A 24,002-nucleotide genomic window follows, 5' to 3' on the forward strand; every position below is an offset into this window, starting at 1 on the left:
TACTTTGTTTCAAAATGTAATACAATGGAGTTTACATTTGTAAAATCAAACTGAAAAAATAATTTTTGATTGCATTTACAAAATCAATTTACGGTAATTTCAGTAATCATTCCAGCTTCTGCATGCTCAAGAATATGACAATGCATAACCCAATTTCCAGGATTTGAGAAGTCAACTAGAATATCTACAGTTTTTCCAGTAGGAACTAAAACAGAATCTTTCCAGGCCAAATTCTCATTTGGAATTCCATCTTCAGACAAGACCAAGACTCGTTGTCCGTGAATATGTATTGGATGTTGCATGGGATGGGCAGATTCTGGATTGTTGTACAATCTGATTTTTTTGACGTCCCCAACATTTACCTGATAGCCAATATCAAATCCTTCTTTTCCGGAATTCATATCGCGTATAATCCATTTTGTGTTTTCGTCATCAGACATCGCATTCATTTTTGGCATTTCATCTTCCCATTCAATTTCATCAATCTCTTTTTCATGAACTCCCATACTCATTGAATGATCATCCATAGACATTGTTTTAATGTCAAATTCAAGTTCCAAGTCAGGAGGATCAGAGAAGAATTTTCTAAACTGATCAATTTCTTGGACTATGTCAGAATTTTGTTCTATAGAGTAAAAACTGGAATCAATTTTGTTCAAAGAGGGGGTGACAGAGATAGTTCCAAGAACATATGTTTTGTCAGATGTTGAATGTGTAATATCATACTGTCCTGATTCTTCAAATAATACATCAATAGTTCTTCTCTCAGAAGATGCCATAATTACAGAGTCAACAAATTCTTGTCTTTCATATTCACTTGCATCATCTGCAATTAATTTGATTTTTTGCTGTTCAATTCCAAAATCAAAAGTTCTGGTGTTTGCAGCGTTTGTGAGGTAGAACCTCACAATATCGCCCTGTTTGAATTCAAGTGAAAGATTTGCATCCCCATTAGCAATCATGGTGTTTCCAAATCGTCCCATTAGCGTATGAGTGGTAATATCAGGGTCAAATGATTGCAGTTCATTATCCACAATCGAAATATCGTCTAGGAATAATGGAATTTCATAGTCTACAGGGAGATTATCGGAGTTTTTTGATTCAACTAGAATATTTCCATACAATCCCATATCCATTTGCATTTCTGTTTTTACATGAGGGTGATAGAAGAAAATTCCAGTGTCAGGGAATTTTAGAGAATATTGAAAAGTTTCTCCAGGAAGCACAGGGTCTTGTGAAACTCCAGGCACTCCATCACTAGCAGAATCAAGTCTTAACCCATGCCAATGAACAGTAGTAGGTAAATCAAGATTATTGGTAAAATTTACAGTTATCTCGTCGCCTTGTGAAACTATCAATAGAGGGCCAGGAGTTTGTTCATTATAGCCAAACATTTGAAGTGTTTTACCATCAATGTTTTTTGTGATTTGACTTGCAGTAAGATCAAATGTGTCATTGTTTGAAACAGATACAGAGGAAACTGTTGAAAGTAATTTGGCACCGCCATCAGAGACATTTTGAGGAATTTCACCGCATAGTTTATCCCCACAGACAATATTGCTTGTTGCTTTTCCAAAGCTTTTTGGGGATTTTGCATTTTTAGCCTTTAGTGCATCTGCACTGTCAATACCACTTAAAAAAATACTGCCAGAAAAAATAATAAACAAAATCAAAATGGTGTAAAATTTCAAATGTATTTTTTTTAGATCCCATTCATATAATAATCAGTTGTTTTACAATTGTAAAGTTGCATACAGTCACATTTGTAAAAAATTAATTTAATTATTACAAACTAATTTTTCAGATGTAAATTTTGTAAGTAGAATTTTTGAGATAAGTAATTAATATCACCGTTACAATAATTTTTTTGTAAATTTGAAAGCATACAACATCATGATTGTCTTTGGCATAACAGTCATTGTAATAATTGGAGGAGTAATGGGATTTCCCATTGCAAAGATGTTTGTAGGCATACCAGATTATGACATACGTGTTGATGCAGTAATAGATGAACAAGAAATTACTCCAATAGGGCAAGTACTAATACAAAATACAGGCTCTAAACCTCTAACTGAGGTCAAAATAGACTTTGGGGAAGGCGAAAAAATGGAATTAGGTACACTTGACGTAAGAGACAGAATGATCCTTACACCTCCATACAATAACAAAATGGAATCTGTAACGGTATCTGCAGATCATCATATTTCTGTGAACAAAGAATATAGAAATGAAAACTTGCAACATTAATTTTTGAATTTTTACAAAAAAAATTATCGTAGAATGTTTACAAGTAAAAAATAAGATGCTATTCCGCCAATTATCATCAATAAAGAAAATTTTTTGTTAGATTGTAATTTCAAATGAAATTAATGTTACGAATTCATAATAGATAATTGTATAGTTTTACAATTGTAAAATATTGAGGGTTATTTTCAAAAGGTATTTCAACTATTGAAAATAAAATTTTTGTTATGAGTTGTAATGGGGTATGTCAAAGATACAAAGCAAAAAAGCCTAAAAACACAAGCAGGTATGAAGCAGGACAAAAAAGATGTAATATTTGTAACATGTATATGAATTGGGAAGGACTGTATTGCCCTTGTTGCAATATGAGAATTAGAGTTTCATCAAGATATTCAAAACTCAAAGAAAAACATCTTAAGATTCAGAGAATTTGAGATGAATTTTACTTTTGGACAATTCTTTTGTTTTTTGATCTTACAACTTTGATGTAAGATGATATTTGCAAAGCGAGAACTATCACACTCATAGCAACAAAAGGAATTATGAAAGTGCTTTCTGGTGGCACATTTTTGTGGAAAGATTCCGTATAATGAATGAAAAGAAAATAGGACGTGTGAATGGCAACTAGATAAAAAACAATGTGGGAACCAGTATGAATCCACTTCCAAGATGATGCCCCTAACCATTTCATTGCCCTATCTGAAGAGGTTATGGCCATAATTGCAATCCACAAAAATGCTACAAATCCCAGCGTGTTTGCAAGCCCAAATCCAGGTTCCAGTCTCACCATTCTGCCCAATTGGGGGACAAATTCATACCCAAAGAATTGGGCAACATCCCAATTTGCCCATCCATGTGCAATAAGAATTCCATGAGTTGTTGCAAGGGCAGCAAACCAAATCCCAAATTCTCTTCTCCACTTGAGCAAGAAAGATGTTCGTGTCCATATCTTACTTAACGGACCTATAATCAGAGTTACAAATAACAAAGTGTATCCAGAATCGCCAAACGCCCTCCACAATCGCATTTCATCATGCCATTCATAGTGAGCTAACCAAAAAACAAAAGTCAATGACAATGCAATAGAAAATACAAGAGAATGTCTAGTTACAAAATTATTTTTAATTTTTAGTTTAATCATTTTAAATCAATTGATGCATGTATTTCAAACACAGTTTGAAATTTTCATGTTAGAAATAATGTAGGTACATACTTAATGATAATAGCTTACAATTGTAAAATATCAAGTAGTAAGTTCAGGTTTGATACTCCATACAATTGCCAACATTACAAACGGAATTGACATTATGCCAATTATTCCCAAGATAGTAAGAAAAGACGATTCAGAAACATCAGGATTGTTAATTATCCACGGTAATGGTAATGAAATGATAAACCAAATCACTGCAAGCAAAATATACATTTTTGTTTTTTTATTTAGATTCAATATCATAGTTACAGGGATTGGATATTAATTCGATGTGCTTTACAATTGTAACATCCACTAGTTAAGTATCAAAAAAATACAAAGCCAGCATGGCAACCGTATGTAAAGGAATTTGTGTTAGATTTAGAGCGACAGGGTATGTAGGAAAGCACAGATATGAAAAGGGACAAAAAAGATGTCCGGTGTGCGAGATATTTATGACGTATCCAGAAGTAAGATGCCCCTGTTGTAGTATCAAACTAAGAGTTACACCTAGAGGAAACAAGGCTAGAAAGGAAATTCAGAAAAAAAGAAATTATGTTTGGCATTAATCCTGGAATCTATCAACAACTTCTTCAAACAACACTCTTGGAATTCCACCTTTGAAAACATGTTCCTCTCCTTTGAAATTGACAATCTTGAATAAAGGAATTTTTTCAACGCCAAGACTATTTGTGTAATCAATATTAGATTGAATGTCTTGGCCATATTTTCCTGAATCTAAGCAGTTTGAAAACTGGTCTATATCCAAATCAAGTTCTAATGCAAAATTCTTTAATTGATCAGATTTTGCCCAAGTATCAATTTCTTGTTGCGACACGTATAGCATTTCCTGGTATTCTGAATACTTTTTTTGTTCGTCTGCACAAAAAGTAGCTTGAGATATTAAAATAGAATCATCTCCTAACGGGGAAACATCCAAAAATACAATGTTGGCTTTGTTTGTTTCAACAAGTTTTTCTGAGATTTCAGAATAGTTAGTATCATACCAATATTTACAAGAAGTGCATTGGTAGTCATTGAATGCAAAAATTGTTACAGGAGCATCAGGATCACCGACTACAGGGGAAACTGACGGAGGTACACTGTTAAAATCATTATTTGAAAGAGTGTCTGAATCATTTTCCGGAGTAAATTTTTTGTCTATCTCAGGGGAAACCAAGCTGTGCAACAAAAATATGATTGCAATAATAATTGCACCTATGATAATTTTTTTGCTTAATTTCATGATATTAATTCATAGATTGCATCATTGGGTGATTAGACATAAGAACTTGCATTTCATCCATGTGGCTTTGCATCAGTTCTGTCATTTTCATATTAAATTCATCATCTGTTAAATCCGAAGACAGTAATTCTTGCATTTCAGAGACATGTTTTGACATTATCTGAATCATTTCTTCCCTTGTTTCAGGATCTTGCATCATTTGCATCATCATTTCCTGATTCATCATCATGCCTTGTCCCATCATATCTGAATTCATCATTTGATCATTATCCATCATGGATTTCATCATGTTTTGGTTTTGCATCATCATATCCATCATCTGTGGTCGCATCTGAGGATCGTTCATCATTCTATCCATCATAGGTCCCATCATCATTTCCATGTGTTGAGGGTCATTAAGCATCATATCGTGTATCTCATTCATTGTTTCAGGATCATTCATCATATTTCCCATCCATTGATTCATTAATTGAGGATCATTCATCATTTGGTTTTGCATGGGCATATTTCCAGTCATCATGGAATTAGCGGAAATTCCCAATCCCACAAGTAAACCTACTAAAAATACCCCTACAGTAATTCCTATCCATAAAGTTTGGTTAGCCATATGGGAAAATTAGAAATGTTATGTATTAAAAAAGAGTACTTTACAATTGTAAAAATCTAATCCATTAATGAAAAAAATATTTTGAAGGAGGTGTGCTAGAGGCAAAAGTCTCCTTCAAAATATTGCTCTATAGATTGGGAATCAAAACAAACTACAGGCACATGTTCTGTAAACAAAATAGATACTTAACCAATATAGTTTACACTTGTAAAACAAAACGATACTCAAGGAAATATTACGATTGTAAAGTGTATTTGTTAAATATCAACTTTCAACAATTCAAACGTTGAGTACTCCAACTTCTAGTCATGCTTATGGTATTGGGTTAATTACATTGCTTGTTGGGTTGTCAGCATCTGTAGTCTTTTACACTTCATTTTATCTTCCCGAATCTTTAGCAAAACCGTCTGTCTCTGAGAATATATTGGAACCTGAAAAAGAATTAATCATAGAAATTGTTCCAGGAGCAGTAATAGAAGGAAATGAAAGCTATGTTCCAAACAAAGCAACTGCACTACTTACAATAAACAACAAAGTGATTTGGAAAAATAATGACGATACTGCACACACTGTAACTCCTGATCATAGATATACAGATGGATTTAGCGGAGAATTTGGTTCTACAGGAGTTTTAAAGCCAGGTGATACGTACGAGTTCTTATTTACAGAAGAACAAGAAATACCATATCATTGCCAACCACATCCTTGGATGAAAGGAAAAATTTCAGTGGAGAAAAGCAGATTCTAAAAACTGTCATTTGTAAAGTATAGAAAATAAGTATGTTAATTTTTTATAAAAAATGTTGTTTTTTAGAATTTTAAAATCAGAGGCAGTCAAATGAAAATACAATACTTTTCTCTAATAGTAATTGCTGCAGGAGTAATAACAGTAGGAGCCATATTTTCAACAACATCAAATGATTCAGAATCAATTAATCTGGACATGAATAGAAAAATCGGTACTGTTGATACATCGCTTGGCTCTCCAATACTAGGATCACCTAATGCTCCCATTACAATAATAGAATTCGGAGATTACCAGTGTTCAAATTGCAAAAAATGGTTTCTAGACACAAAGCCGGACATTATGACAAATTACATAGATACAGGCAAAGTTAACCTGGTCTTTGTAGATATTGCATTCCTAGGAAAGGATTCAGGTCCCGCATCAGTTGCAACTTACTGTGCCGAGGAACAAGGCAAGTATTGGGAATATCACGGATTTTTGTATTCAAATCAAATGTCAATTGACAATGGCTGGGCTAATTCAGACAGTTTGAAAGGCTATGCAAACAATCTAGGACTAAATATGGAGATGTTTGTAAGCTGTCTTGATTCTGAGAAATATTCAAAACGTGTTCAATTCAACACAGATGAGTCAAAAAGAAACGGAGTCACAGGTACGCCCACATTTTTCGTCATAGGACCTAACGGCGAACAAGAGAAAATAGCAGGGCCACAACCATACACGGTATTTGAAAAGACAATCGAGTCAATGACATAAGGAAACAATTCTAACGACATGGTAAGGAATTGTTTTCTTACAATTGTAAAGCCTACTTGTTAAGTATCAAAATTGAGTGTAGAGGAACATGTCAACGGTGGTAATTGCAAAAAAATCAATGGTAATAATTTCATTTGCATTATTTTCATTAATCTTTCTTGGAATAATTTTTTCGCTTGGAACAAATTTTACAATAGAAGGTAAAGAACACACAACATACCTCTCATGGATAGTAATTGCATATGTTGCAGGATTGTCCATGATTGTTCTTCCATGTACACTGCCACTGGTATTCATCATAGTTCCACTAAGTATGGGACAAGGGTACAAGAAAGGATTAGCCATGGCATTACTTTTTGGTCTAGGACTAGTCATTACAATTGCATCTTATGGAATTGCAATTGCAGGAATTGGGCAAAGTGCATCACTAGACCAAGCATCAACTATCATGTTCTTAATTGCAGGAATTGCGGCATTTGTCTTTGGATTATCACAACTAAAAATTATTTCATTAAAGCTACCATCGTATTCAGGAACTCCAAAGTTTATCCAGAACAGAGGAGAATATACAAAATCATTTTTCATGGGATTACTATTAGGAAATGCAGGAGTTGGATGCCCCAATCCGTTGTTTTACTGGCTACTAATCTACATTGCAGGAACAGGCAGTATCGAAGTCGGAGCTTCATTAGGAGTAGTTCACGGAGTTGGAAGGGCAATTCCCCTAATTTTGATGTCAGTTCTTGCAGTAATTGGAATCAATGCAACAAAGAGTTTGACTCTAAAACGAGAATCAATTGAGCGAGCATCAGGATGGATGCTAATAGTGATTGGGGCATTTTTGATAATCAACGGACTGCCAGAGGGACACGAATGGTACGAAGAACTATTCATCCATCAAGGATGGAATCAACTCGTTGAGATGACAGGAATACCAGCAGAATTTGAGATGGACGAACATACACATGACCACGGACATGTAGAAGGAAGAGATTTCAAAGTATTTTACACAGCTTTGTTAGCGGTATTGGTATTGAGTCCGTTGTTCATACGTTCAGTTAGAAAAATCAGGGAGGTGAATGCATGAAAGATCCTGTATGTGGAATGGAGATTGAAGAAAAAGGAGAAGTTTTTTCTTACAATGGAAAAGATTATCGTTTTTGTTGTGCCAGCTGTAAATGGGCATTTGAAAATAATCCAGAGCAATTTGAAAATGAATCATAAGATAGAAATTCTAACAACGCCATCTTGTGGAAATTGCAAAGTGGTAGAGGCAATGCTAGATGAAATGAATATAAAATACACAGTAATTGACGTCACAGAAAAACCAGAATACTTGGAAAAGTATCCAATATTTACTGCACCCGGAGTTGTAATTGACGACAAGCTTGTATTTACAGGAATTCCAAAAAAACACGAATTACTTGAAAAACTATCTGCATAGTTTTATTATTGCAGATATCTTTTTGACTTTGTAAAAAGTCAAGGTGTCAACAGTTACAATGCCAAAATTAACAGTTTTGATTATTGATTAAAATAAAATGCTTTAACTCCACAATTATGATCCAGGCCTTGGTTCAAGAGTAAGAACGACATTAATTGCCTTACCATCTCTAATGATTCCCAAATCTAGTGTGTCGCCAACATTTTTCTCACGTTGCAAATGTGTTAAAAGATCATCAATTTTTCTTACTTCCTTTCCATCAATGGATAAAATAATATCTCCACCTATAGTATACTCAATTTCATCATACACTGCAGTTTCAGATGAGCCTCTAAGGCCTGCTTTATTGGCAGGACTGTCTTTTACAACTGTCATAACTAAAACACCTTTTGCATCTTCGAGATTCAATAGTTCTGCAAGATCAGGGGTAATGTTTGCACTAGAAATTCCAACCCAAGGATGATGAAATTCCCCATCCGTAATCAAAACAGGGACAATTTTTAAAATAACATTTGATGGAATTGAAAATCCAACACCTGAAAAGCTACCATCACTTGAATAAATTGCAGTGTTTACCCCAACTACTTCGCCTTTCATATTCAATAGTGGTCCTCCCGAATTTCCTGGATTGATTGCAGTATCTGTCTGGATTACATCAGGAATGGAAAATCCAACACCTGTAGGCAACAATCGTCCTAATTGACTCACAATTCCAGAAGTCATAGAGCCTGACAATCCAAAGGGATTACCTATTGCAGTTATTTGCTCTCCTACTTTGAGATTAGAGGAATCACCTATTGGTAGAGGGTAAAGTTTTTCAGAATTTACATCAATTTTGAGTACTGCGATATCTGCATAAGGATCAGTTCCTACAACTTTTGCACGATAAGATGTTCCGTCAGTAAAAGTTACATCAATTTTCTTACTATCCCTTACCACATGATTGTTTGTTATGATGTGACCCTCCTTGTCAAAAATAAATCCAGAGCCAACACCACTAGCATCTCCATGAGGGGATGTTTTTGTAACTGCAATACTTACTACACCAAATTCTGAGCGTTCAAATATTTCAACAAGTGAAAGGTCAGAAGAGGATTCAACATTAGATTGAAGATTCTCAGAGGAGTAGGAATTGTCTTGTGCAAGTACAGGTGACAGAAACGCAACAGACAGCCCCAACATCAAAACAACGCTAAAGACTACTCCTCCAAGCAAAATTTTTGAATTATTTCTAAACAAGCAATGCACCTAATACAAAAAAAAGATAGATTATGGGATAAATAACAATAGTATTTTACAATTGTAAAATTAATTTTCTTCTCTTGCTTTTTCTATGAGAGATTGAATACGTCCATTGTTTTTTTCTTTGTATTGAGTTTTGCAGGTGTTGCAACAAAAAAATCTCTCAAAATTTGCAAATTTGTAAACATGAGGTTTTTGTCCAACAGGACCCTCACAGAAATCACATTTGAGTTTTACAGACATTCCAGATTCTAAAGAAACATCATGATGACCATCAGAATGACAACTGCACGTTTCAATTTTTTCTTTGTGGTCGCTATCAAGATTTGATGAATCAATAATAGGAGAAATGGATTTTATTAAACCAATATTAACCAGTCTTTGATATCTTGCCTGAATTGTAGGAGTACTAATGTCCAGTTCACGTGAGATTTGTCTAAAGGACTTTCTTCCATCTTCCTGCAAAGACTGGATTATTCCAATATCTACTTCATCTAATTCATGAGGCATGGATTATCATACAATCTTTCCATATTTATGAACCAAACTTTACAATTGTAAAATTACAAAAATGCTAGTTATTGGCTAGAGATGAGTATTATCTATGAAATCTTACTTCATTACCTGTTTAATTGCCCGTCAATGACTCTCTGAAATGTAGAGTATGGCTGAGCCCCAGATATAGGAGTAAATCCGATATCTGCATTTCCTACAAAGAATCCAGGAGTTCCAGAGACACCATACGTGCGCCCATCATTGAGATCATTTTGAACCTCCTCAATGTATTTTCCTGAATCCAAACAAGAATCAAACTCGATAGAATCAAGACCCAGTTCTGATGCATATTGCTTGTAAAGTGTAACAGATTGAGCAACAGGCAGGTCTTTCCAAATTTGTTGGTCTTCAAAAATCATGTCATGCATCTCCCAGAACTTTCCTTGATCATCAGCGCATTCAGATGCCAGTGCTGCAGGAACAGCATTTGGATGAATGTTTTGAATTGGGAAATCTCTGTAAACAAAGTTCACTTTTCCTGTTTGGATATAGTTTTGCTCTATTAGTGGAAGTGTTGTCTCATGAAATTTTGCGCAAAATGGGCACTGGAAATCAGAGAATTCAACTATGGTAATTGATGCGTTTGGATTTCCCTTCATAGGATCATCATCAAAAGAGATGTTTCTAATAATCTGAGGCCCAAATTGTTGTTGAGAAGCAGTACTTGGTTGCAGGTTTGGAACAGATTCCCTTATGACAACTTCTTTTGGCTCAGCAGTCTCTCCACCAATTACATAACCTCCCAAAAATGCAGAAACGATAGATACTGCAACAATTGCCACAATTAGCCGATTAAATGTGGATTTGCTTACAGAGATTTCTTTGTCTGGTTTTTGATCCTCAATGAATTCAAAATCTTCCACACAACATGTAATTTCTCAAGAAATATAATAACAGGTCTTTACAATTGTAAGGAATATCAGAATTTTAAAAAAAATAACACATATCAAGAAATGTACAGAATAAATCAGATAATTCTAATTTTTGGCCCAACCACGCTGAATTAGCTTTTCCGCAGTATTGGAACTAACACAAGCAGGACTGTTATCTGTAGTTTTGAGTACCAATTGCAAATTTTCTTTGCATAAAATGTCATCAGGTAAAATACCACTTGCAACTTGTTTTAGGGGCGCCAGGTCTGAAGCAGGAGGATCTACGTTAACATCTGATTCCAAATTATCGTTTTCCAATTTTTCTATGATTTGTACTACTAGAAATTCATAAACTAATGTTTCCACATCATTTGTGATTAAAACAAGTTTGTATTTTCCAGGAAGCTCATTAAAGAAGAATGTTTGAGGAAGTTGCCATTCACTGTGTGAAGTTGAAGGAGCTATACCTGTTTCTTTGGTAGTTGTCTTCCAGAGAACGCTGTCCCTGTATACGTTGATCATATCAGGGATTGTTCCATTCCCACCTATTCCATAAAAAGTTCCCAGATCAACAACAGGTAATTTGGTATCAGGATCCTCAAAAATTCCAACAGAGCTGTCCACTACACTAAATATGCTCACGGATTGAGGTACAAATGTTTCATCACACAGTATGTTTTTTGTATTATTCATATTGATGCATTCATCATGTGCTGGCGAATCATCTGCAAATGATTTTTCAACATCAATTGTTAAAAGAAAAATTAGTGGAAGAATTATCCAAATTAGTTTCATTGTAGATATGAAATTAAAATCATAAATAAATCTAATTGAAAAATTGGTAGTATCGTCATTACAATTGTAAAATTAATTTTTTTCATTTTACAGTTGTAAATATACAAAGTAATAACTGATAAAAATAATTTTCAAAACAAAATGAACAAGGATGTTTTTGTGTTAGCAGGAATTTTAATTAGTGTTGGAATACCTGTGGCACTAATGATTTTAGTCGAAAGAGGAATCATCAACAATCCGTTTAGATAGAACATAGTTTTTTCAAAACTAATTAATCAAAATATTGTTTGAATAAATAATTTACAAAGCTACTGTTCTAATTTCTCATCAATGATTTTTTGAAAATCTGAAAATGACTGTGTGCCAAACAATGAGGAATATCCCACTTTATCATTGCCAACAAAAAACGTAGGAGTGCCTGAAACTGCATAATCACGACCGTCACCAACATCAGAATTTATCTCATCAGCATATTTTCCTGAATCCAAACAAGAGTCAAATTTTTCTTGATTTAGGACCAATGTGTTGGCAAATTGCTTGAATGTTAAAAGGGATAAATCAGATTCGTTTTGCCTCCACGTATGCTGATTTTCGAACAAAATATCATGATATTCCCAAAATTTACCTTGCTCATTAGCACATTCTGAGGCTAGTGCAGCAGACATGGAATTATCATAAATTTTTGGTATGGGGAAATCACGATAGATCAGATTTACCTTGCCTGTATCGATATATTGTGTTTTCAGTAACGGTAATGTATCAGAATAAAACCTAAGACAAAACTTGCATTGAAAATTAGAGAATTCAACAATAGATAATGGTGCATCAGGATCACCTAACAGAGGATCATTATCTTTTGAGATTTGGGAAGGAGTATTAGATTTAGAATCTTTTAACTCGGCTAGTCTTTGTTCTAAATTTGCTAGCTCTTGTTTTCTAACTGTATCCTGTCCAACTTCCATTCCAACAAGATATCCTAGAAAAAAAACAACCAGTACTACTGATGCTACACAGAGCACAAGATTATTTTTTACAAATGTTTTTACCAGCATCACATCAAGAATGAAATCAGAGATAATTAACTACTGAATTTTACAAGTGTAAAGTTTTCAATTGTAAAATAATCAATTAATTCTCAAAATATTAAAATTCTAGAGATTATCTCATAGCATCAAATCCACCTATTGCAGGTGAGCCAATAATTACTGCAAACGTAATTACTATTCCTAAAAGTGCAATTACAATAGCAAAACGTCTATTCATGCAGACAATGTTGTTGTTTTTGTTAAAAAGTAATATGATTATTTTTTGAAATATTATGTTACAATATTTTTTATAATAAATTCAAATCACAATACAATCATGGAAGAATATGAAATTACATGTGTCAAGCAGGATTTTTTTGGCAACATAACACATGTGGAAGTTAACGGGAAAGAACTTCGTTCAGAAACTATCGTACACTGGCTACGAATAAAAAAATACAGTTTCTATACGTACAAAGAAGACAACAAGGTGTACATTTATCCAAAAAAGAATTGGCTTTCAGGCTGGTTTTTGACAACTGATCCGTACAGCGACCAGGCAAACAATCTAGAATTCTTGTGTAAATGCTGACCAACATGTTGCTTACCTAGTTGTCTATATGATTTCAAACAAATTGCGTTGATGTTTTCTTTGATAAAATCAGATTATAGAGTCATATTCTATATTTTTGGATTTACTAGTTTTTTTATATCATGCACAATTACAAAATTTTTTTGTGACAAAGAAGTTAAGGCCATTGTTAGTAGAAAAGTACGATATTTCTCATAAAATCTTCAACGAGCTGGCCAATTTGGAATCAAGACACATTCTATTTTCAATCATAAAAAAACCAAAAACAACACAAGAGATTTCAAAAGAATTGAAAATTCCTATGAGCTCAGTTTACAAAAAAATTCACAGCCTTAAAGAATGCTCATTGATTTTGGAGAAATCAGATTTTGCAAAAACAGGTCACGTAAATAGATTGTACCAAAGTCTGATCAGAGACGTAAAAATCAGCATCAAGGAATTTGAACCAAAAATAACATTTAGCAAGAATACAAGTATCAAAAATGAGTAGACAGACATCTCTAAAAATTTGCAGTTTGTGCGGAGGGATTTCCACAATACATTATTTCACAAAACAGAAAAACAAATGTCCAAAATGCAGACTCTTGATCCCATAATGACATGTAGAGGAATTTGTGAAAGGTATCGTTTTGAAAGTAAAAGATACGGGAAAGATATCAAAAGATGTAGCTCACGTATGAAAATTGTATATCATTAGTGAGTTTATTCTTCGTAAATATATCAAATTAAAACGCAATCAAATTCTCAAGAATTCCAATCTGAAATATTATGTTAAACCCAATAATAAGACTGAATATTCCCGATACATATCTGAAAGTCTTTTGAATCATTCCAATTTTACTAGTAAAGACAAGAGGTATTCCCATGAGACCTCCAACTAGAGTCATTCCAATCATCGAACCAATTCCAAATATCATAATAAAACTCAAAACCAGTTCAATATTTTCTAAAGTTGTGGCAGTTAACACTACAAGACTTCCGCTTCCTGCCAACCCATGGATTAAACCAATCAAATATGATTTGTGAGCATGTCTATGATCAGAATCATTATGATTATGTTCATCAAGATGAATAGTTCCATCTTTGTGTTGATGTGGGTGTTTGTGTTTGAGTTGGATTTTTTTATTAACAATTGTAGTTATTCCCAGAAATACAAGCATCAGTCCTACTGCAAACTCAAATCCAAAAAAGATCTGATCCTGAATTGTTATTGCAAGTACATATACTAAAAATCCAATCAGAACTAGAGTTGTAGTGTGTCCTGCTCCCCAAAGTGCGCCAAGAATAGATGATTTTGTAAGAGATTCTTTGAGTGATGCTCCTACGGATTTCTGCAGATATTTTGATTTTGATATCTGAGTACTTACTGCAGCAACATGATCTGGTTCAAATGCATGTTGAATTCCAACTACAAGTCCTAATCCCATCACTAAAGAAGGAGTAAGTATTCCAATTTGTTCAAGAACTTCTTCTACTATGAGATATCAACTAATTTGTTCAAAGTATAATTAATAAAATTAAGTGTTAATTGTTTTCCAGTAAAAATAGTGATAAAAAATTGATGAGTCATACATTAGAATCTAAAAAAATATCCGAAACAGATTATCTGTAAAAAATGAATCAAAAACAGTATTTTAAAACAAAGTGAATGACTCAATTCTCACAAAGTTTGAACCATTTTTAGGCAAATGTTTAGTTCACAGATCAATAGTCGTTTAGCAAGTATTGGTTACACATGAAATAATCATTTTCTACAATTAACAATCACATTTGCACCCTTTTCCAAACTTTGGATTGCATATTTTACAATCCAACATACACTTGTCTTCAGGGCAATAACCGCAAAACTGCTTTCTCTTGGATTCCAATACTTGTATTCTCTAAGGATTGTTCAGACTCTGTATGAATTGTTGATTGTTCATCATGTTATTCATCATTTGAGGATTCATCATCATGTTATTCATCATTTGCTGTCGTAGTTCTGGATCATCCATCATTTGGTTCATTATTGAACTCATCATGTTACCCATCATTCCTTGCATGTGCCAAGGATTGTTTAACATCATATCATGCATGTTCTGCATTGCTTGTGGATTACTCATCATCTGATTCATCATGTTATTCATCATGTGGTGATTATTCATTGTCCAGTTACTGTTCATCACAGGATTCATGTTCATCATGTTCATCATTTGATTATTGTTCATCATATCATACATCATTTGTGGGTGATTCATCATGTCAATCATCATCTGCTGTCTAAGTTCAGGATCATTCATTGCAGTTCCCATCATGCTTGTATTGTTCATAGTTGACATCATTCCGTGATTCATTCCCATCATGTTATTCATCATCATTCCTTTACCCATCATAGAGCCACCCATCATGTTGTTGTTCATCATGTTATTTCCCATCATCATGTTTGAGCCCATCATGTTGCCCATCATCATTCCACCTTTCATCATGTTCATCATCATTCCATTATTCATCATGTCTTGTATCATCTGAGGGTTGTTTGTCATCATATCCATCATTTGTTGTCTAGTAGTAGGATCATTCATCATTCCCATCATACCATGATTCATTGAACCTCCCATCATCATGTTCATCATAGTACCATTTCCCCGAATTGTTTGCATCATTGGTTGGTGTTGCATCATCATATCCATCATTTGTTGACGTAGTTCTGGATCATTCATCATAGTATTCATCATAGGACTCATCATCTGAGGGTTGTTTGTCATAGTTGACATCATTTGATTAGTCATTGTCTGCAAATGTTGAGGATCATTTGTCATGACATCATACCAAAGCTTTCCAGTTTGAGGATTGTTCATCATACTATTCATTACTCGTTGCATTTGTTGAGGATCGTTTGCCATCATGTTCATATCCCAATTACCCCAACCACGATCTGCCAATCTCAAATAGCTGTCAGGATTGACACAGACAGATGTTCCCATATTTCTCATCATGAGAACTTTGCCATCAACACATGTGATTTGGTCGGGACTTGTTCCCATCATCATTTGTTGTCTAGGGGTCATATGAGGAGTCATTTGAGCAAAAACGGGTTCAGAGATTAATGAAAATGAAATTACTGTTAGAGTAAAAACCAAAATTCCCGCAAAGAGGTAGTTATTCAATGAATTTTTTATGTAATTATGGGATTTAAGTGAAATTCCAATTTTCATAATTGATTCTATTAATTTAGAATGTTCTATTTATATAATATTATATCATTAATTGATGATATGTTAAAGATGGTAAATGACAAACTGGAACTTAAAGCAAAATTGTTCAGAGGTTTCGGAGATGTGACAAGATTAGCCATTCTAGAATCAGTATCAGATGGAGAAAAGACAGTTACAGAGATTGCAGAAAAACTAAAGCAAAGCCAACCAAACGTATCTAATCATTTGTCCTGCTTGTTAGAATGTGGTCTAGTCAAGAGCAGGAAGGATGGCAAGAATAGATTTTACAGTATTGGAGACAAAAGAGTTGCCAAGCTTCTCAAACAAAGTGATGATATTTTGACTGACATTGCAGATGGAATCTATTCCTGTGTCAATTACAAAAAATAATCTTGTGGTTCTTTATTGGAAATTCTTTTGATTGTTGCAAGATTTGCATTCAAACACAATTTGTCATGAGGAAATGAAATGTCTGACGATGACGATTTACCAAAAGATCTAGCACACATCACTCCTGCTTATCGTAGAGCATTATGGATAGTTGTTTTGCTTAATGTGGGTTATGGATTAGTCGAAATGATTGGAGGATTCTTTGCAGATTCCCAAGCACTCAAAGCAGACGCACTAGATTTTCTAGGAGATGGTTCTATTACATTCTTAGGACTGCTTGCTATAGGATGGGGGCTTAAACTTCGAGCTCGTTCAGCACTCATTCAAGGAATATTTCTAGGAGTTATGGGAATTGGTGTTCTAGCGTACACAATTTACCGAACGCAAGTTCTACAAACCCCTGAAGCTGGACTAATGGGAATACTTGGTTTTGGTGCATTATTGATCAATGTTATTGCAGTTATCATATTGCTTCCACATCGAAAAGGTGATGCTAATGTTCGTGCAGTATGGCTCTTTAGTAGAAACGATGCACTTGGAAATATTTTGGTCATAGTCGGTGCAGGTTTTGTCTTTTTGACAGACACGTCATTTCCTGATCTTATTGTAGCAGGCATTATTGCAAGTCTCTTTTTGCAATCCTCATGGTCAATAATAAAAGATGCACGAAGTGATCTAAAAAAATCTGAAGTGTGAGACTAATGGATAGTGTTTGGTTCACAGACCAATAGTTGTTTTACGAGTGTTGGTTCCAATCTCTACAGACTATGCCACCAAAGTGTCTTGAAAAAAGTTCCTAAAAACAACATATTTCAAACAAAATTTGTGTTGAGTGATGATTGTTAATCAAAGTTCAGTTTTGTAGCGGATTAAATATCATGAAAGGTAACAAATTGTGTGAAAAATTCAGTCTGTCTTGCACTGATCGCATCACTGATTTTAATTCTACCAGCACAATATGTTTATGCAGATAATTGGGGTTTACCAACATTTGATCTAACCAATACTTTTGAATCAATAGTTGAGCCAATTTCAAAACCTGCTGAAATCAATGAGCTTATGTGGGAATTACCTTTCGTAATTCAAAAATTACATGATGGTATGATAGATTATGAAATTTTAGCCAAGATTGGAGACAAATTGCACTATGTCAAAAATACATATCCAGATGAATTTGATCTTTTAGTAACAATATTTCCAGATGTGCCAGAATTTCTAGATCATTTCTATACATATGAAAAATATGTTTTAATCAGTTCTATTTCACATTCAATGAATTCGGATGATATTTTAGATATTCCTGAAATCACTATTCCATTACAACAGATTGCAATTGATGATATGATGATGCAAATGGCATATGCTGAAAATCTTGAAGGTGTGGATTCTAAACAAGAGATTACAACAAAAATTGCATTTGAGGTTATGGAAAAAGTACACACAATTGATCCTAAATCAGGAAAAGAAGTATCTCTTGGAGAGCATTTGAATACATTATTCCCAGAACGGACATATGAAGAGATGTTATTCTTAGTTACAGGTACAGAATACATTTTTTCAATACCTCTTGTACCTCATGAGGATCAACTCATATCTATAGATGAATTGTGTCAACGGGAGATAGACGCACAAAAATGTGAATTATTAAAAAAATATGCAATATTGGGTCACAAAGCTGCAAAAAAAGACCCTGATGCAGCATTAGAAATAACAAAAATAATTTTGGAAATTGCTCTTGATGTAAACTATAAGACAAATGCTGGACACGATGACAAGATACTATTTGCATTGTATTATGCCGATAAAAGTTCAGAAGAACTCTTAGATGAAAAAATGTTTAGGATTGACGGTAATATGATGTCATTGAATGACATGACTAATTTACAATGTGGGGATGCAAACATCAGTCTTGCAGAAAAAATGATTGTAAGCTACAACTTCAAAAAACAAAATGTTGTGGAGATGCAATCCGAATATAATGATGTGATTAATCTTTTGCAAAACATCGATGAAGATAGTTGCAGTTTGTCATTAGTAAAGTAATTTCATAAATAAAAATTTCAAATATGGAAGTTAACTATCCAATAGAAACTCCTTTGTAAGTAAATTATTAGAAAGTTGTTTTTCTGCAGGCAAATATATCCACACGGGTATGTTCATTTGAGATAGATACTTGCAAAGTATGGGTCCAACATCTTCCCAACTTAGACGTCCTAAACCACAACCTAGTGCAGGAATTGCAAGTGATTCTATTCCTTTTTGTTCATAGTTATCTAAAAGCCATTTTAATCCCTGCTCTATACCCTCAATATCGCTATTATCTCGCCAGTGTTGTTTTGTAGCAAAAAGCAAAAACCATGTGTCTTTTTTATTTCCTAAAGAGCTAGGATCATCTGCAATTTGTTCATGATATGGGGCTTCACGTTGATACAATACAGGCTTGCCCATTCGAAGTGTTTTTCTTTTACACTGATCTTGATAGTGTACATAAACATCTGGGAATTGATATTTTGCTCTAGAGGCCAACCCTTTTCCCATTACTCCAATACAATTTACACTTACAGTAAGGGTTTGCATTTTTGAGAAAAACAAATCTCCTTCTACCAATGAAAGATTTGAAGTGAGTGGAATTTGTCTTACAGGTTGGAAGAACATAGAAGGTTCAGGAATTATTGAAATGCTAGAAGACATAGAATTTCGTATTTCGTCTGCAAGAGTATGATTACTAACATAAATTGCACGAATGAATTCAGGTGGAATTCGTTCTGGAACTAGACATTCAGCCATAATTTGTCTTTTAGTAGCATTACTATCTGTCCACCACTGTAAACTAGTAATTCTGTTAATTTGTCGTTCAATAGTTTTGAATTCAGTATTAGGATAGAAATGTGTAGGACCATTTGCAGCATTTCCGTCAGTGATAATTGTGTTAGGAGTAGTAAGGATTTTTTTATCAACAGCGACAACAGCTATGCAATCAGGAGATTTTTCCATAGTTACACGGTACAGCATAGGATTTCGAGGTTGGAAATACAGATTAGCAAAATACCAAAGACTTTTCCCATTAGCGGTTTTTTCTCTTCTACTGGAAACAATATCGCTGTCATAAATTGAAGTGTATTCGAGTTTTTGTTTTACAATTTGATCATGAGAGAGAATTCCATTTTGCAGCATGGACGGAATATTGTCAATATGTGTAATGTAGAAAAGGTATTGGCTCAAGTCAGGAGTATAAATTTTGAATTCATCCATAATTCTCCATTTCTTATTATGTATTTTAAATACATGATTGAGAGGATGGTATGGAATAGGTTAATTTGCCTAAAAATGGGATCTTTTCAGTGAATAATACTACCCACTAGGAACACAGATACATAGATAGAGTTGAAATTTCTAAAATTTTCTAGAATAATGTTTGGTTTCTTCCTGAAAGAACATCCATCATTCTTTTTACAGATTTTTTATCTTCTTTTTCAATTCTAGATTTCAATGTGGTTAATGAACCAACATATTTTGAATCGCCCTTAGTTTTTCTAGAGTATGCCAAAATATAGTATTCAATATTTCCAGGAATTCCACGTATAGGAATAGTTTCTCCTAATTTTTTTCCTAAAATTTCTGAAAGTTTTTCTTGATACTTATCCTCAATTGTTTGTCCTTGTGATATCTCATACAATAAAGCCTCAGCATTTTCTTCACCCCAATATTCATTCCAAGTAGATTCTGTAGATGTATCGCCCTTATCCAATTTGCCTTTAACTCGTAAAAGACCCTGAGAACCCACATTGATCATAAAATCTTGAGCAGGAAATGAGTCGCTAAGAAATTTTAGGGTCTTCATTTTTATTTCCATACCCTCAGGATCAACAAAAGTAAAAACAATAGGATTACTAAATTTAGATTTTATATTATTAACAACATTTGAAATAACAGCATTACAATCACCTTGAATCACATTAAATTTTTCTTTAGGAAGAATTTTGTCTAAACGTTGTTCTAAAACTTGGGATTTCTTCTTATCTTTTTCAACACATACAGCATAGTCAAAATTCATGTCCGGATGCGATAACGCACAAAGAGGAGAACCTGCTATAATATCACCAGTTTCTCTTAATTTAACTAAACCTGAACCGGAAAAAAGATCAATGTAAACAGCACCATCATAATATTTTTTTGCTTTATCATTTCGTCTTACAACATTCAGAAAAGTAGTTTTGTAATAATTTACAGAAATTAATTTTAATGCGGTATATTCTGCATATTCATTTTTAATTTCAGAATCAGGCACTTTCTGCGCAATTTTAGTTAGAATTTCTAATTTATTTCGAATCCAATCTTCTTGTTTCATTTTAGGAGGCAAAGTTACAGTGTTACGTTATGAAATTCGCCTTAAAACATTTAAAATTAATGATTTTTAGCTTATGTCATTGGCAATTGGGTCGGGGATTGAGTGGACAGAGGCAACGTGGAACCCCACAAGTGGCTGTTCAAAAATTTCTCCAGGTTGTAAAAATTGCTATGCAGAGACACTTACTAAAAGATTGAAAGCTATGGGGCAACAAAAATATAAAAAAGGATTTCAATATGTGGAACACCCTTCAGATGTCAATCTACCACTAACATGGAAAAAGCCCAAAAAGATTTTTGTTAATAGCATGTCAGATCTTTTCCACGAAAACTCAACATTTGAGTTTACAGGCAAATGTTTTGCAACAATGATTCAGGCTGATCGTCATGATTATCAAATTTTAACAAAACGTCCAAAAAGAATGGCAGAATTCTCAAAAATATTTTTTGAATATTTTGGTCATAAAATTCCTAATTTCATGTGGATGGGAACAAGTATTGAAAATAAACAATATGTTTCAAGAATCAAAGATCTTCGAAAAGTCAAATGCCATACAAGATTCATTAGTTTTGAACCTCTTATTGGTTCAGTTGGAAAAGTGAACCTAAAAGGTATTGATTGGGCAATAATTGGAGGAGAAAGTGGTCATCATTTTAGAAAAGTAAAGAAAGAATGGATTGAAGAGATAATTGATCAATGTAAAGAACAAGAAGTTCCAGTATTTTTCAAACAATGGGGAGGATTCAGACCAAAATCTGGAGGAAGAACAATTAACAGAAGAAAGTATAGTGAATATCCAGAAATTGAGAAAAGAAATTCTTTGAAAAATGTTAATTTTGATGAAATTGCCTTTGCAGAAATGTGTATGAAACACGAAGCAATGAAAAGGGAACAAATGCTTGTAAAAAATTAATTTAGAAAAATTTTCAACACAGTGGGACTGTTAAGTTCCAGACATTGTTTTAGGCCCAATTTGGACACAGTTTAGAACAAAGATTTGATTCCATATAACAAGGACGTAATAAAATCAGAAATTGTTGCAATTATTCTGCCAATATGGTCATTTTCTGACAAATTTGATTCAAGGATCTTACCTTTAGAAGAGTCAGAATGTTCAGATTTTGTAATTTTTTCCTCAAGTGGCTGAATCATGGTTAGGCCGGAGGACTCTAACATGTCATCAAATGTCTGCTTAGCCTTGTTTATTTCTGCAACATAGTATTCTTTTTTGGAATCCTCCAAATCCAAAGACTGCATTTCCTCCAAAGAACGAACATGTTGTTGATCAAGGTTCTCAGATTTTACCTTGAAAATTTCACCCCATATTGAAATCTGCCCAGAATAAAATTCCCGAGACAGTCCTGCATCAGCCAAAGCCAAATCAAGATATTTTTCAGGATCGTTTTCCATTAATTTTATGTTCTCTACAATTTGAGGATTGAATTGATCTATGTGTCTGGTGAAAAATTCCTCCATGTATTCCAAGTGTAATTGCCCGTCAGAGTTGGAAACAGATACAATGTTCAATGACGTGCTGCCAAAATTTGCAAGAATTTTCTTTGCTTGTTTTTCTTGCAGCGTTTTGTGTTCTTCTTGTTTTTGTTCTAAAGTTGTTTCTTCTGTTTTGGAATCAGGAAAATCAGATTCTGCCGTTTGATAATTCTCCAATGCAACAGGTACAGTAAGAGTTTCTGTTTCCCAGGGATGTATCATGCAGAAAAAAGAATAGACACCATTCTCAAGAACATAGGATACGGATTCTCCCTTGTGAATAATTCCAGAAGAAAACAACGGTGTGTGTTTTGCAGGAGTACCGCTTGTTATTGTATGGGACAAACTATCCTTTGATGTCCATGTAACTTTCTCACCGTTTTCTAATTTCTCAACATCAATTGTAAAATTATCAAACAGAGAATCAGATTGGTACGATGTTTTTTTAATTACATTTGTATCAACCAAAAATTCCAAGCTTGAAAGAAACTCGGAATCAGACACAATGCCGTCTGTCCACCAGTCTGCAGTATTTTTTATCCAATCAGGAATTCCGGCGGACGGACTTGTAGGATCAAACAATGGCACTGAAATCAAATTTTGGTTTGCTAGATATTCTGTTGACAAGATAAATTCATCATCTGCAATTTGTCTTTCCGTCCACATGATTACAAATTCTGTATACCAGTTTGGAAAATCACCAGATTCTTGGGCATATGCAAAAGACGGGATTATCAGAGCAAATGCCAATACAAGATACGTCAGATGCAAGCATGGTGTGGAGCGTGTACTAGTATATGAATATTCATGGAATTCATGGTAATCATGGCTATACATAATTTTCTTGATATCTTTGATTTTCATGAGATATGGCAAAAATTCTAGGCTCAAGTAAAGTTACTGTTAGATATCAGATTACAGTACCCGAGGATGTCAGGAAGGTTATGAAAATTGAGTCCGGTCAGACTCTAGCATTTGTTGAGGAAGACGGCAAAATTGTCCTAAAGACAGATGTATAGAAATTTCAAAAAAAATCCATCATTTTATAACGAACCTCAAAATGGATGTCATGAAAGGTATTGAGTGAGAAAAATTTTACTTCTTGTCTTATGATCTATTTTAAAAATACAGTACACATGCTAAGAGAGTTACACATTCGTCTTTTTGTGCACTGCAAAAAATGCGGGCAGAAAATTAATCCTGACAAAGGATATTGGACGTGGGAAAACAAGTCTCCGATTATTGGAGGATATTATCATGTTGA

29 protein-coding genes are annotated in these 24,002 nt (G+C 33.9%); 14 read left to right on the forward strand and 15 right to left on the reverse strand.

Features of this window, described 5'->3' with window-relative positions; all coding sequences use genetic code 11:
• Positions 1-83: 83 nt before the first annotated feature.
• A complete protein-coding gene (locus NMAR_RS06095; RefSeq protein WP_148680147.1) occupies positions 84-1,667 on the reverse strand; it encodes a multicopper oxidase family protein in 1,584 nt (527 codons plus the stop codon).
• 226 nt (positions 1,668-1,893) lie between these two features.
• Between NMAR_RS06095 and NMAR_RS06100 the strand changes: the two genes are divergently transcribed.
• Together NMAR_RS06100 and NMAR_RS06105 are read left to right on the forward strand one after the other, a co-directional pair.
• A complete protein-coding gene (locus tag NMAR_RS06100) occupies positions 1,894-2,247 on the forward strand; it encodes a hypothetical protein (RefSeq protein WP_187146515.1) in 354 nt (117 codons plus the stop codon).
• A gap of 224 nt (positions 2,248-2,471) precedes the next feature.
• Complete coding sequence (locus NMAR_RS06105; RefSeq protein ID WP_148680149.1) at positions 2,472-2,678, forward strand: hypothetical protein; 207 nt, start codon at positions 2,472-2,474, stop codon at positions 2,676-2,678.
• Between the two features lie 8 nt (positions 2,679-2,686).
• Here NMAR_RS06105 and NMAR_RS06110 read toward each other — a convergent pair whose 3' ends face one another.
• From NMAR_RS06110 to NMAR_RS09775, 4 genes are all read right to left on the reverse strand, one after another.
• The gene (locus tag NMAR_RS06110; RefSeq protein ID WP_012215521.1) at positions 2,687-3,385 is read right to left on the reverse strand and encodes a ferric reductase-like transmembrane domain-containing protein; all 699 of its coding nucleotides are present in this window, start codon (positions 3,383-3,385) and stop codon (positions 2,687-2,689) included.
• A gap of 102 nt (positions 3,386-3,487) precedes the next feature.
• Complete coding sequence (locus NMAR_RS06115; protein WP_012215522.1) at positions 3,488-3,697, reverse strand: hypothetical protein; 210 nt, start codon at positions 3,695-3,697, stop codon at positions 3,488-3,490.
• Positions 3,698-3,998: 301 nt separating this feature from the next.
• Positions 3,999-4,679, reverse strand: a complete 681-nt coding sequence (locus tag NMAR_RS06125; protein ID WP_012215523.1) for a DsbA family protein — start codon at positions 4,677-4,679, stop codon at positions 3,999-4,001.
• A gap of 4 nt (positions 4,680-4,683) precedes the next feature.
• Complete coding sequence (locus NMAR_RS09775; RefSeq protein ID WP_012215524.1) at positions 4,684-5,286, reverse strand: hypothetical protein; 603 nt, start codon at positions 5,284-5,286, stop codon at positions 4,684-4,686.
• Between the two features lie 286 nt (positions 5,287-5,572).
• Between NMAR_RS09775 and NMAR_RS06135 the strand changes: the two genes are divergently transcribed.
• From NMAR_RS06135 to NMAR_RS06155, 5 genes are all read left to right on the forward strand, one after another.
• Complete coding sequence (locus NMAR_RS06135) at positions 5,573-6,034, forward strand: cupredoxin domain-containing protein (protein WP_012215525.1); 462 nt, start codon at positions 5,573-5,575, stop codon at positions 6,032-6,034.
• A gap of 90 nt (positions 6,035-6,124) precedes the next feature.
• Positions 6,125-6,790, forward strand: coding sequence for a DsbA family protein (locus NMAR_RS06140; protein ID WP_012215526.1), 666 nt, complete (start codon positions 6,125-6,127; stop codon positions 6,788-6,790).
• A gap of 88 nt (positions 6,791-6,878) precedes the next feature.
• Positions 6,879-7,877, forward strand: coding sequence for a cytochrome c biogenesis CcdA family protein (locus tag NMAR_RS06145; protein WP_012215527.1), 999 nt, complete (start codon positions 6,879-6,881; stop codon positions 7,875-7,877).
• Entirely contained in the window at positions 7,874-8,014 is a 141-nt protein-coding gene (locus NMAR_RS06150; protein WP_148680151.1) for a YHS domain-containing protein, read from the forward strand. Before NMAR_RS06145 ends, NMAR_RS06150 begins: the two co-directional genes overlap by 4 nt.
• Positions 8,004-8,234 (forward strand): glutaredoxin family protein, encoded by a 231-nt coding sequence (locus NMAR_RS06155; protein WP_148680152.1) that lies wholly within the window; start codon positions 8,004-8,006, stop codon positions 8,232-8,234. The genes NMAR_RS06150 and NMAR_RS06155 overlap by 11 nt, the downstream gene beginning before the upstream one ends.
• A 114-nt stretch (positions 8,235-8,348) precedes the next feature.
• Here the strand turns inward: NMAR_RS06155 and NMAR_RS06160 are convergent, their stop codons facing one another.
• From NMAR_RS06160 to NMAR_RS06180, 5 genes are all read right to left on the reverse strand, one after another.
• On the reverse strand, positions 8,349-9,473 hold the full coding sequence (locus NMAR_RS06160) for a S1C family serine protease (RefSeq protein ID WP_012215529.1): 1,125 nt from the start codon (positions 9,471-9,473) through the stop codon (positions 8,349-8,351).
• A 69-nt stretch (positions 9,474-9,542) separates the two neighbouring features.
• Positions 9,543-9,986: an AsnC family transcriptional regulator gene (locus NMAR_RS06165; protein ID WP_012215530.1), complete on the reverse strand. Its 444-nt coding sequence runs from the start codon at positions 9,984-9,986 to the stop codon at positions 9,543-9,545.
• Positions 9,987-10,096: 110 nt separating this feature from the next.
• Positions 10,097-10,894: a DsbA family protein gene (locus NMAR_RS06170; protein ID WP_012215531.1), complete on the reverse strand. Its 798-nt coding sequence runs from the start codon at positions 10,892-10,894 to the stop codon at positions 10,097-10,099.
• 114 nt (positions 10,895-11,008) lie between these two features.
• Positions 11,009-11,698, reverse strand: a complete 690-nt coding sequence (locus NMAR_RS06175) for a hypothetical protein (RefSeq protein WP_012215532.1) — start codon at positions 11,696-11,698, stop codon at positions 11,009-11,011.
• Between the two features lie 308 nt (positions 11,699-12,006).
• A complete protein-coding gene (locus NMAR_RS06180; protein WP_012215533.1) occupies positions 12,007-12,750 on the reverse strand; it encodes a DsbA family protein in 744 nt (247 codons plus the stop codon).
• Between the two features lie 310 nt (positions 12,751-13,060).
• Between NMAR_RS06180 and NMAR_RS06185 the strand changes: the two genes are divergently transcribed.
• Complete coding sequence (locus tag NMAR_RS06185) at positions 13,061-13,315, forward strand: hypothetical protein (protein ID WP_012215534.1); 255 nt, start codon at positions 13,061-13,063, stop codon at positions 13,313-13,315.
• Between the two features lie 145 nt (positions 13,316-13,460).
• Positions 13,461-13,805, forward strand: coding sequence for a helix-turn-helix domain-containing protein (locus tag NMAR_RS06190; protein WP_148680153.1), 345 nt, complete (start codon positions 13,461-13,463; stop codon positions 13,803-13,805).
• 235 nt (positions 13,806-14,040) lie between these two features.
• Here the strand turns inward: NMAR_RS06190 and NMAR_RS06195 are convergent, their stop codons facing one another.
• Positions 14,041-14,742, reverse strand: coding sequence for a high frequency lysogenization protein HflD (locus tag NMAR_RS06195; RefSeq protein ID WP_012215536.1), 702 nt, complete (start codon positions 14,740-14,742; stop codon positions 14,041-14,043).
• A 453-nt stretch (positions 14,743-15,195) separates the two neighbouring features.
• Complete coding sequence (locus NMAR_RS09780; RefSeq protein ID WP_187146516.1) at positions 15,196-16,461, reverse strand: hypothetical protein; 1,266 nt, start codon at positions 16,459-16,461, stop codon at positions 15,196-15,198.
• 108 nt (positions 16,462-16,569) lie between these two features.
• On the opposite strand from NMAR_RS09780, the gene NMAR_RS06200 reads away from it, so the two are divergent.
• The 3 genes from NMAR_RS06200 to NMAR_RS06210 all read left to right on the forward strand — a co-directional run bounded on the left by NMAR_RS06200 (position 16,570) and on the right by NMAR_RS06210 (position 18,942).
• On the forward strand, positions 16,570-16,899 hold the full coding sequence (locus tag NMAR_RS06200; protein ID WP_148680155.1) for an ArsR/SmtB family transcription factor: 330 nt from the start codon (positions 16,570-16,572) through the stop codon (positions 16,897-16,899).
• A 78-nt stretch (positions 16,900-16,977) separates the two neighbouring features.
• Positions 16,978-17,595: a cation efflux transmembrane domain-containing protein gene (locus NMAR_RS06205; RefSeq protein ID WP_012215539.1), complete on the forward strand. Its 618-nt coding sequence runs from the start codon at positions 16,978-16,980 to the stop codon at positions 17,593-17,595.
• A 201-nt stretch (positions 17,596-17,796) separates the two neighbouring features.
• Positions 17,797-18,942, forward strand: coding sequence for a hypothetical protein (locus NMAR_RS06210; RefSeq protein ID WP_012215540.1), 1,146 nt, complete (start codon positions 17,797-17,799; stop codon positions 18,940-18,942).
• 30 nt (positions 18,943-18,972) lie between these two features.
• On the opposite strand, the gene NMAR_RS06215 is transcribed toward NMAR_RS06210, so the two are convergent.
• Positions 18,973-20,151, reverse strand: coding sequence for a DarT ssDNA thymidine ADP-ribosyltransferase family protein (locus NMAR_RS06215; RefSeq protein WP_012215541.1), 1,179 nt, complete (start codon positions 20,149-20,151; stop codon positions 18,973-18,975).
• 151 nt (positions 20,152-20,302) lie between these two features.
• Positions 20,303-21,247 (reverse strand): three-Cys-motif partner protein TcmP, encoded by a 945-nt coding sequence (tcmP, locus tag NMAR_RS06220; RefSeq protein WP_012215542.1) that lies wholly within the window; start codon positions 21,245-21,247, stop codon positions 20,303-20,305.
• 73 nt (positions 21,248-21,320) lie between these two features.
• Here tcmP and NMAR_RS06225 point away from each other — a divergent pair, with 73 nt between their 5' ends.
• Positions 21,321-22,160: a DUF5131 family protein gene (locus NMAR_RS06225; RefSeq protein ID WP_012215543.1), complete on the forward strand. Its 840-nt coding sequence runs from the start codon at positions 21,321-21,323 to the stop codon at positions 22,158-22,160.
• Positions 22,161-22,231: 71 nt separating this feature from the next.
• Here NMAR_RS06225 and NMAR_RS06230 read toward each other — a convergent pair whose 3' ends face one another.
• Complete coding sequence (locus NMAR_RS06230) at positions 22,232-23,629, reverse strand: cupredoxin domain-containing protein (RefSeq protein ID WP_187146585.1); 1,398 nt, start codon at positions 23,627-23,629, stop codon at positions 22,232-22,234.
• Here NMAR_RS06230 and NMAR_RS10080 point away from each other — a divergent pair.
• Positions 23,608-23,757 (forward strand): AbrB/MazE/SpoVT family DNA-binding domain-containing protein, encoded by a 150-nt coding sequence (locus NMAR_RS10080; RefSeq protein WP_148680157.1) that lies wholly within the window; start codon positions 23,608-23,610, stop codon positions 23,755-23,757. The two genes, NMAR_RS06230 and NMAR_RS10080, sit on opposite strands and share 22 nt — an antisense overlap.
• Positions 23,758-24,002 lie beyond the last annotated feature (245 nt).

The organism is Nitrosopumilus maritimus SCM1 (genome assembly GCF_000018465.1).
Classification (GTDB): Archaea; Thermoproteota; Nitrososphaeria; order Nitrososphaerales; family Nitrosopumilaceae; genus Nitrosopumilus; species Nitrosopumilus maritimus.

Coding starts and splice junctions, on each gene's coding strand:
- NMAR_RS06140 (WP_012215526.1), top strand. CDS start 6,125: ATGAAAATACAATACTTTTCTCTAATAGTAATTGCTGCAGGAGTAATA.
- NMAR_RS10080 (WP_148680157.1), top strand. CDS start 23,608: ATGGCAAAAATTCTAGGCTCAAGTAAAGTTACTGTTAGATATCAGATT.
- NMAR_RS06145 (WP_012215527.1), top strand. CDS start 6,879: ATGTCAACGGTGGTAATTGCAAAAAAATCAATGGTAATAATTTCATTT.
- NMAR_RS06115 (WP_012215522.1), bottom strand. CDS start 3,697: ATGATATTGAATCTAAATAAAAAAACAAAAATGTATATTTTGCTTGCA.
- NMAR_RS06100 (WP_187146515.1), top strand. CDS start 1,894: ATGATTGTCTTTGGCATAACAGTCATTGTAATAATTGGAGGAGTAATG.
- NMAR_RS06185 (WP_012215534.1), top strand. CDS start 13,061: ATGGAAGAATATGAAATTACATGTGTCAAGCAGGATTTTTTTGGCAAC.
- NMAR_RS06150 (WP_148680151.1), top strand. CDS start 7,874: ATGAAAGATCCTGTATGTGGAATGGAGATTGAAGAAAAAGGAGAAGTT.
- NMAR_RS06205 (WP_012215539.1), top strand. CDS start 16,978: ATGTCTGACGATGACGATTTACCAAAAGATCTAGCACACATCACTCCT.
- NMAR_RS06110 (WP_012215521.1), bottom strand. CDS start 3,385: ATGATTAAACTAAAAATTAAAAATAATTTTGTAACTAGACATTCTCTT.
- NMAR_RS06215 (WP_012215541.1), bottom strand. CDS start 20,151: ATGGATGAATTCAAAATTTATACTCCTGACTTGAGCCAATACCTTTTC.
- NMAR_RS06195 (WP_012215536.1), bottom strand. CDS start 14,742: ATGGGATTAGGACTTGTAGTTGGAATTCAACATGCATTTGAACCAGAT.
- tcmP (WP_012215542.1), bottom strand. CDS start 21,247: ATGAAACAAGAAGATTGGATTCGAAATAAATTAGAAATTCTAACTAAA.
- NMAR_RS06105 (WP_148680149.1), top strand. CDS start 2,472: ATGAGTTGTAATGGGGTATGTCAAAGATACAAAGCAAAAAAGCCTAAA.
- NMAR_RS06165 (WP_012215530.1), bottom strand. CDS start 9,986: ATGCCTCATGAATTAGATGAAGTAGATATTGGAATAATCCAGTCTTTG.
- NMAR_RS06180 (WP_012215533.1), bottom strand. CDS start 12,750: ATGCTGGTAAAAACATTTGTAAAAAATAATCTTGTGCTCTGTGTAGCA.
- NMAR_RS06175 (WP_012215532.1), bottom strand. CDS start 11,698: ATGAAACTAATTTGGATAATTCTTCCACTAATTTTTCTTTTAACAATT.
- NMAR_RS06125 (WP_012215523.1), bottom strand. CDS start 4,679: ATGAAATTAAGCAAAAAAATTATCATAGGTGCAATTATTATTGCAATC.
- NMAR_RS06200 (WP_148680155.1), top strand. CDS start 16,570: ATGTTAAAGATGGTAAATGACAAACTGGAACTTAAAGCAAAATTGTTC.
- NMAR_RS06155 (WP_148680152.1), top strand. CDS start 8,004: ATGAATCATAAGATAGAAATTCTAACAACGCCATCTTGTGGAAATTGC.
- NMAR_RS09775 (WP_012215524.1), bottom strand. CDS start 5,286: ATGGCTAACCAAACTTTATGGATAGGAATTACTGTAGGGGTATTTTTA.
- NMAR_RS06225 (WP_012215543.1), top strand. CDS start 21,321: ATGTCATTGGCAATTGGGTCGGGGATTGAGTGGACAGAGGCAACGTGG.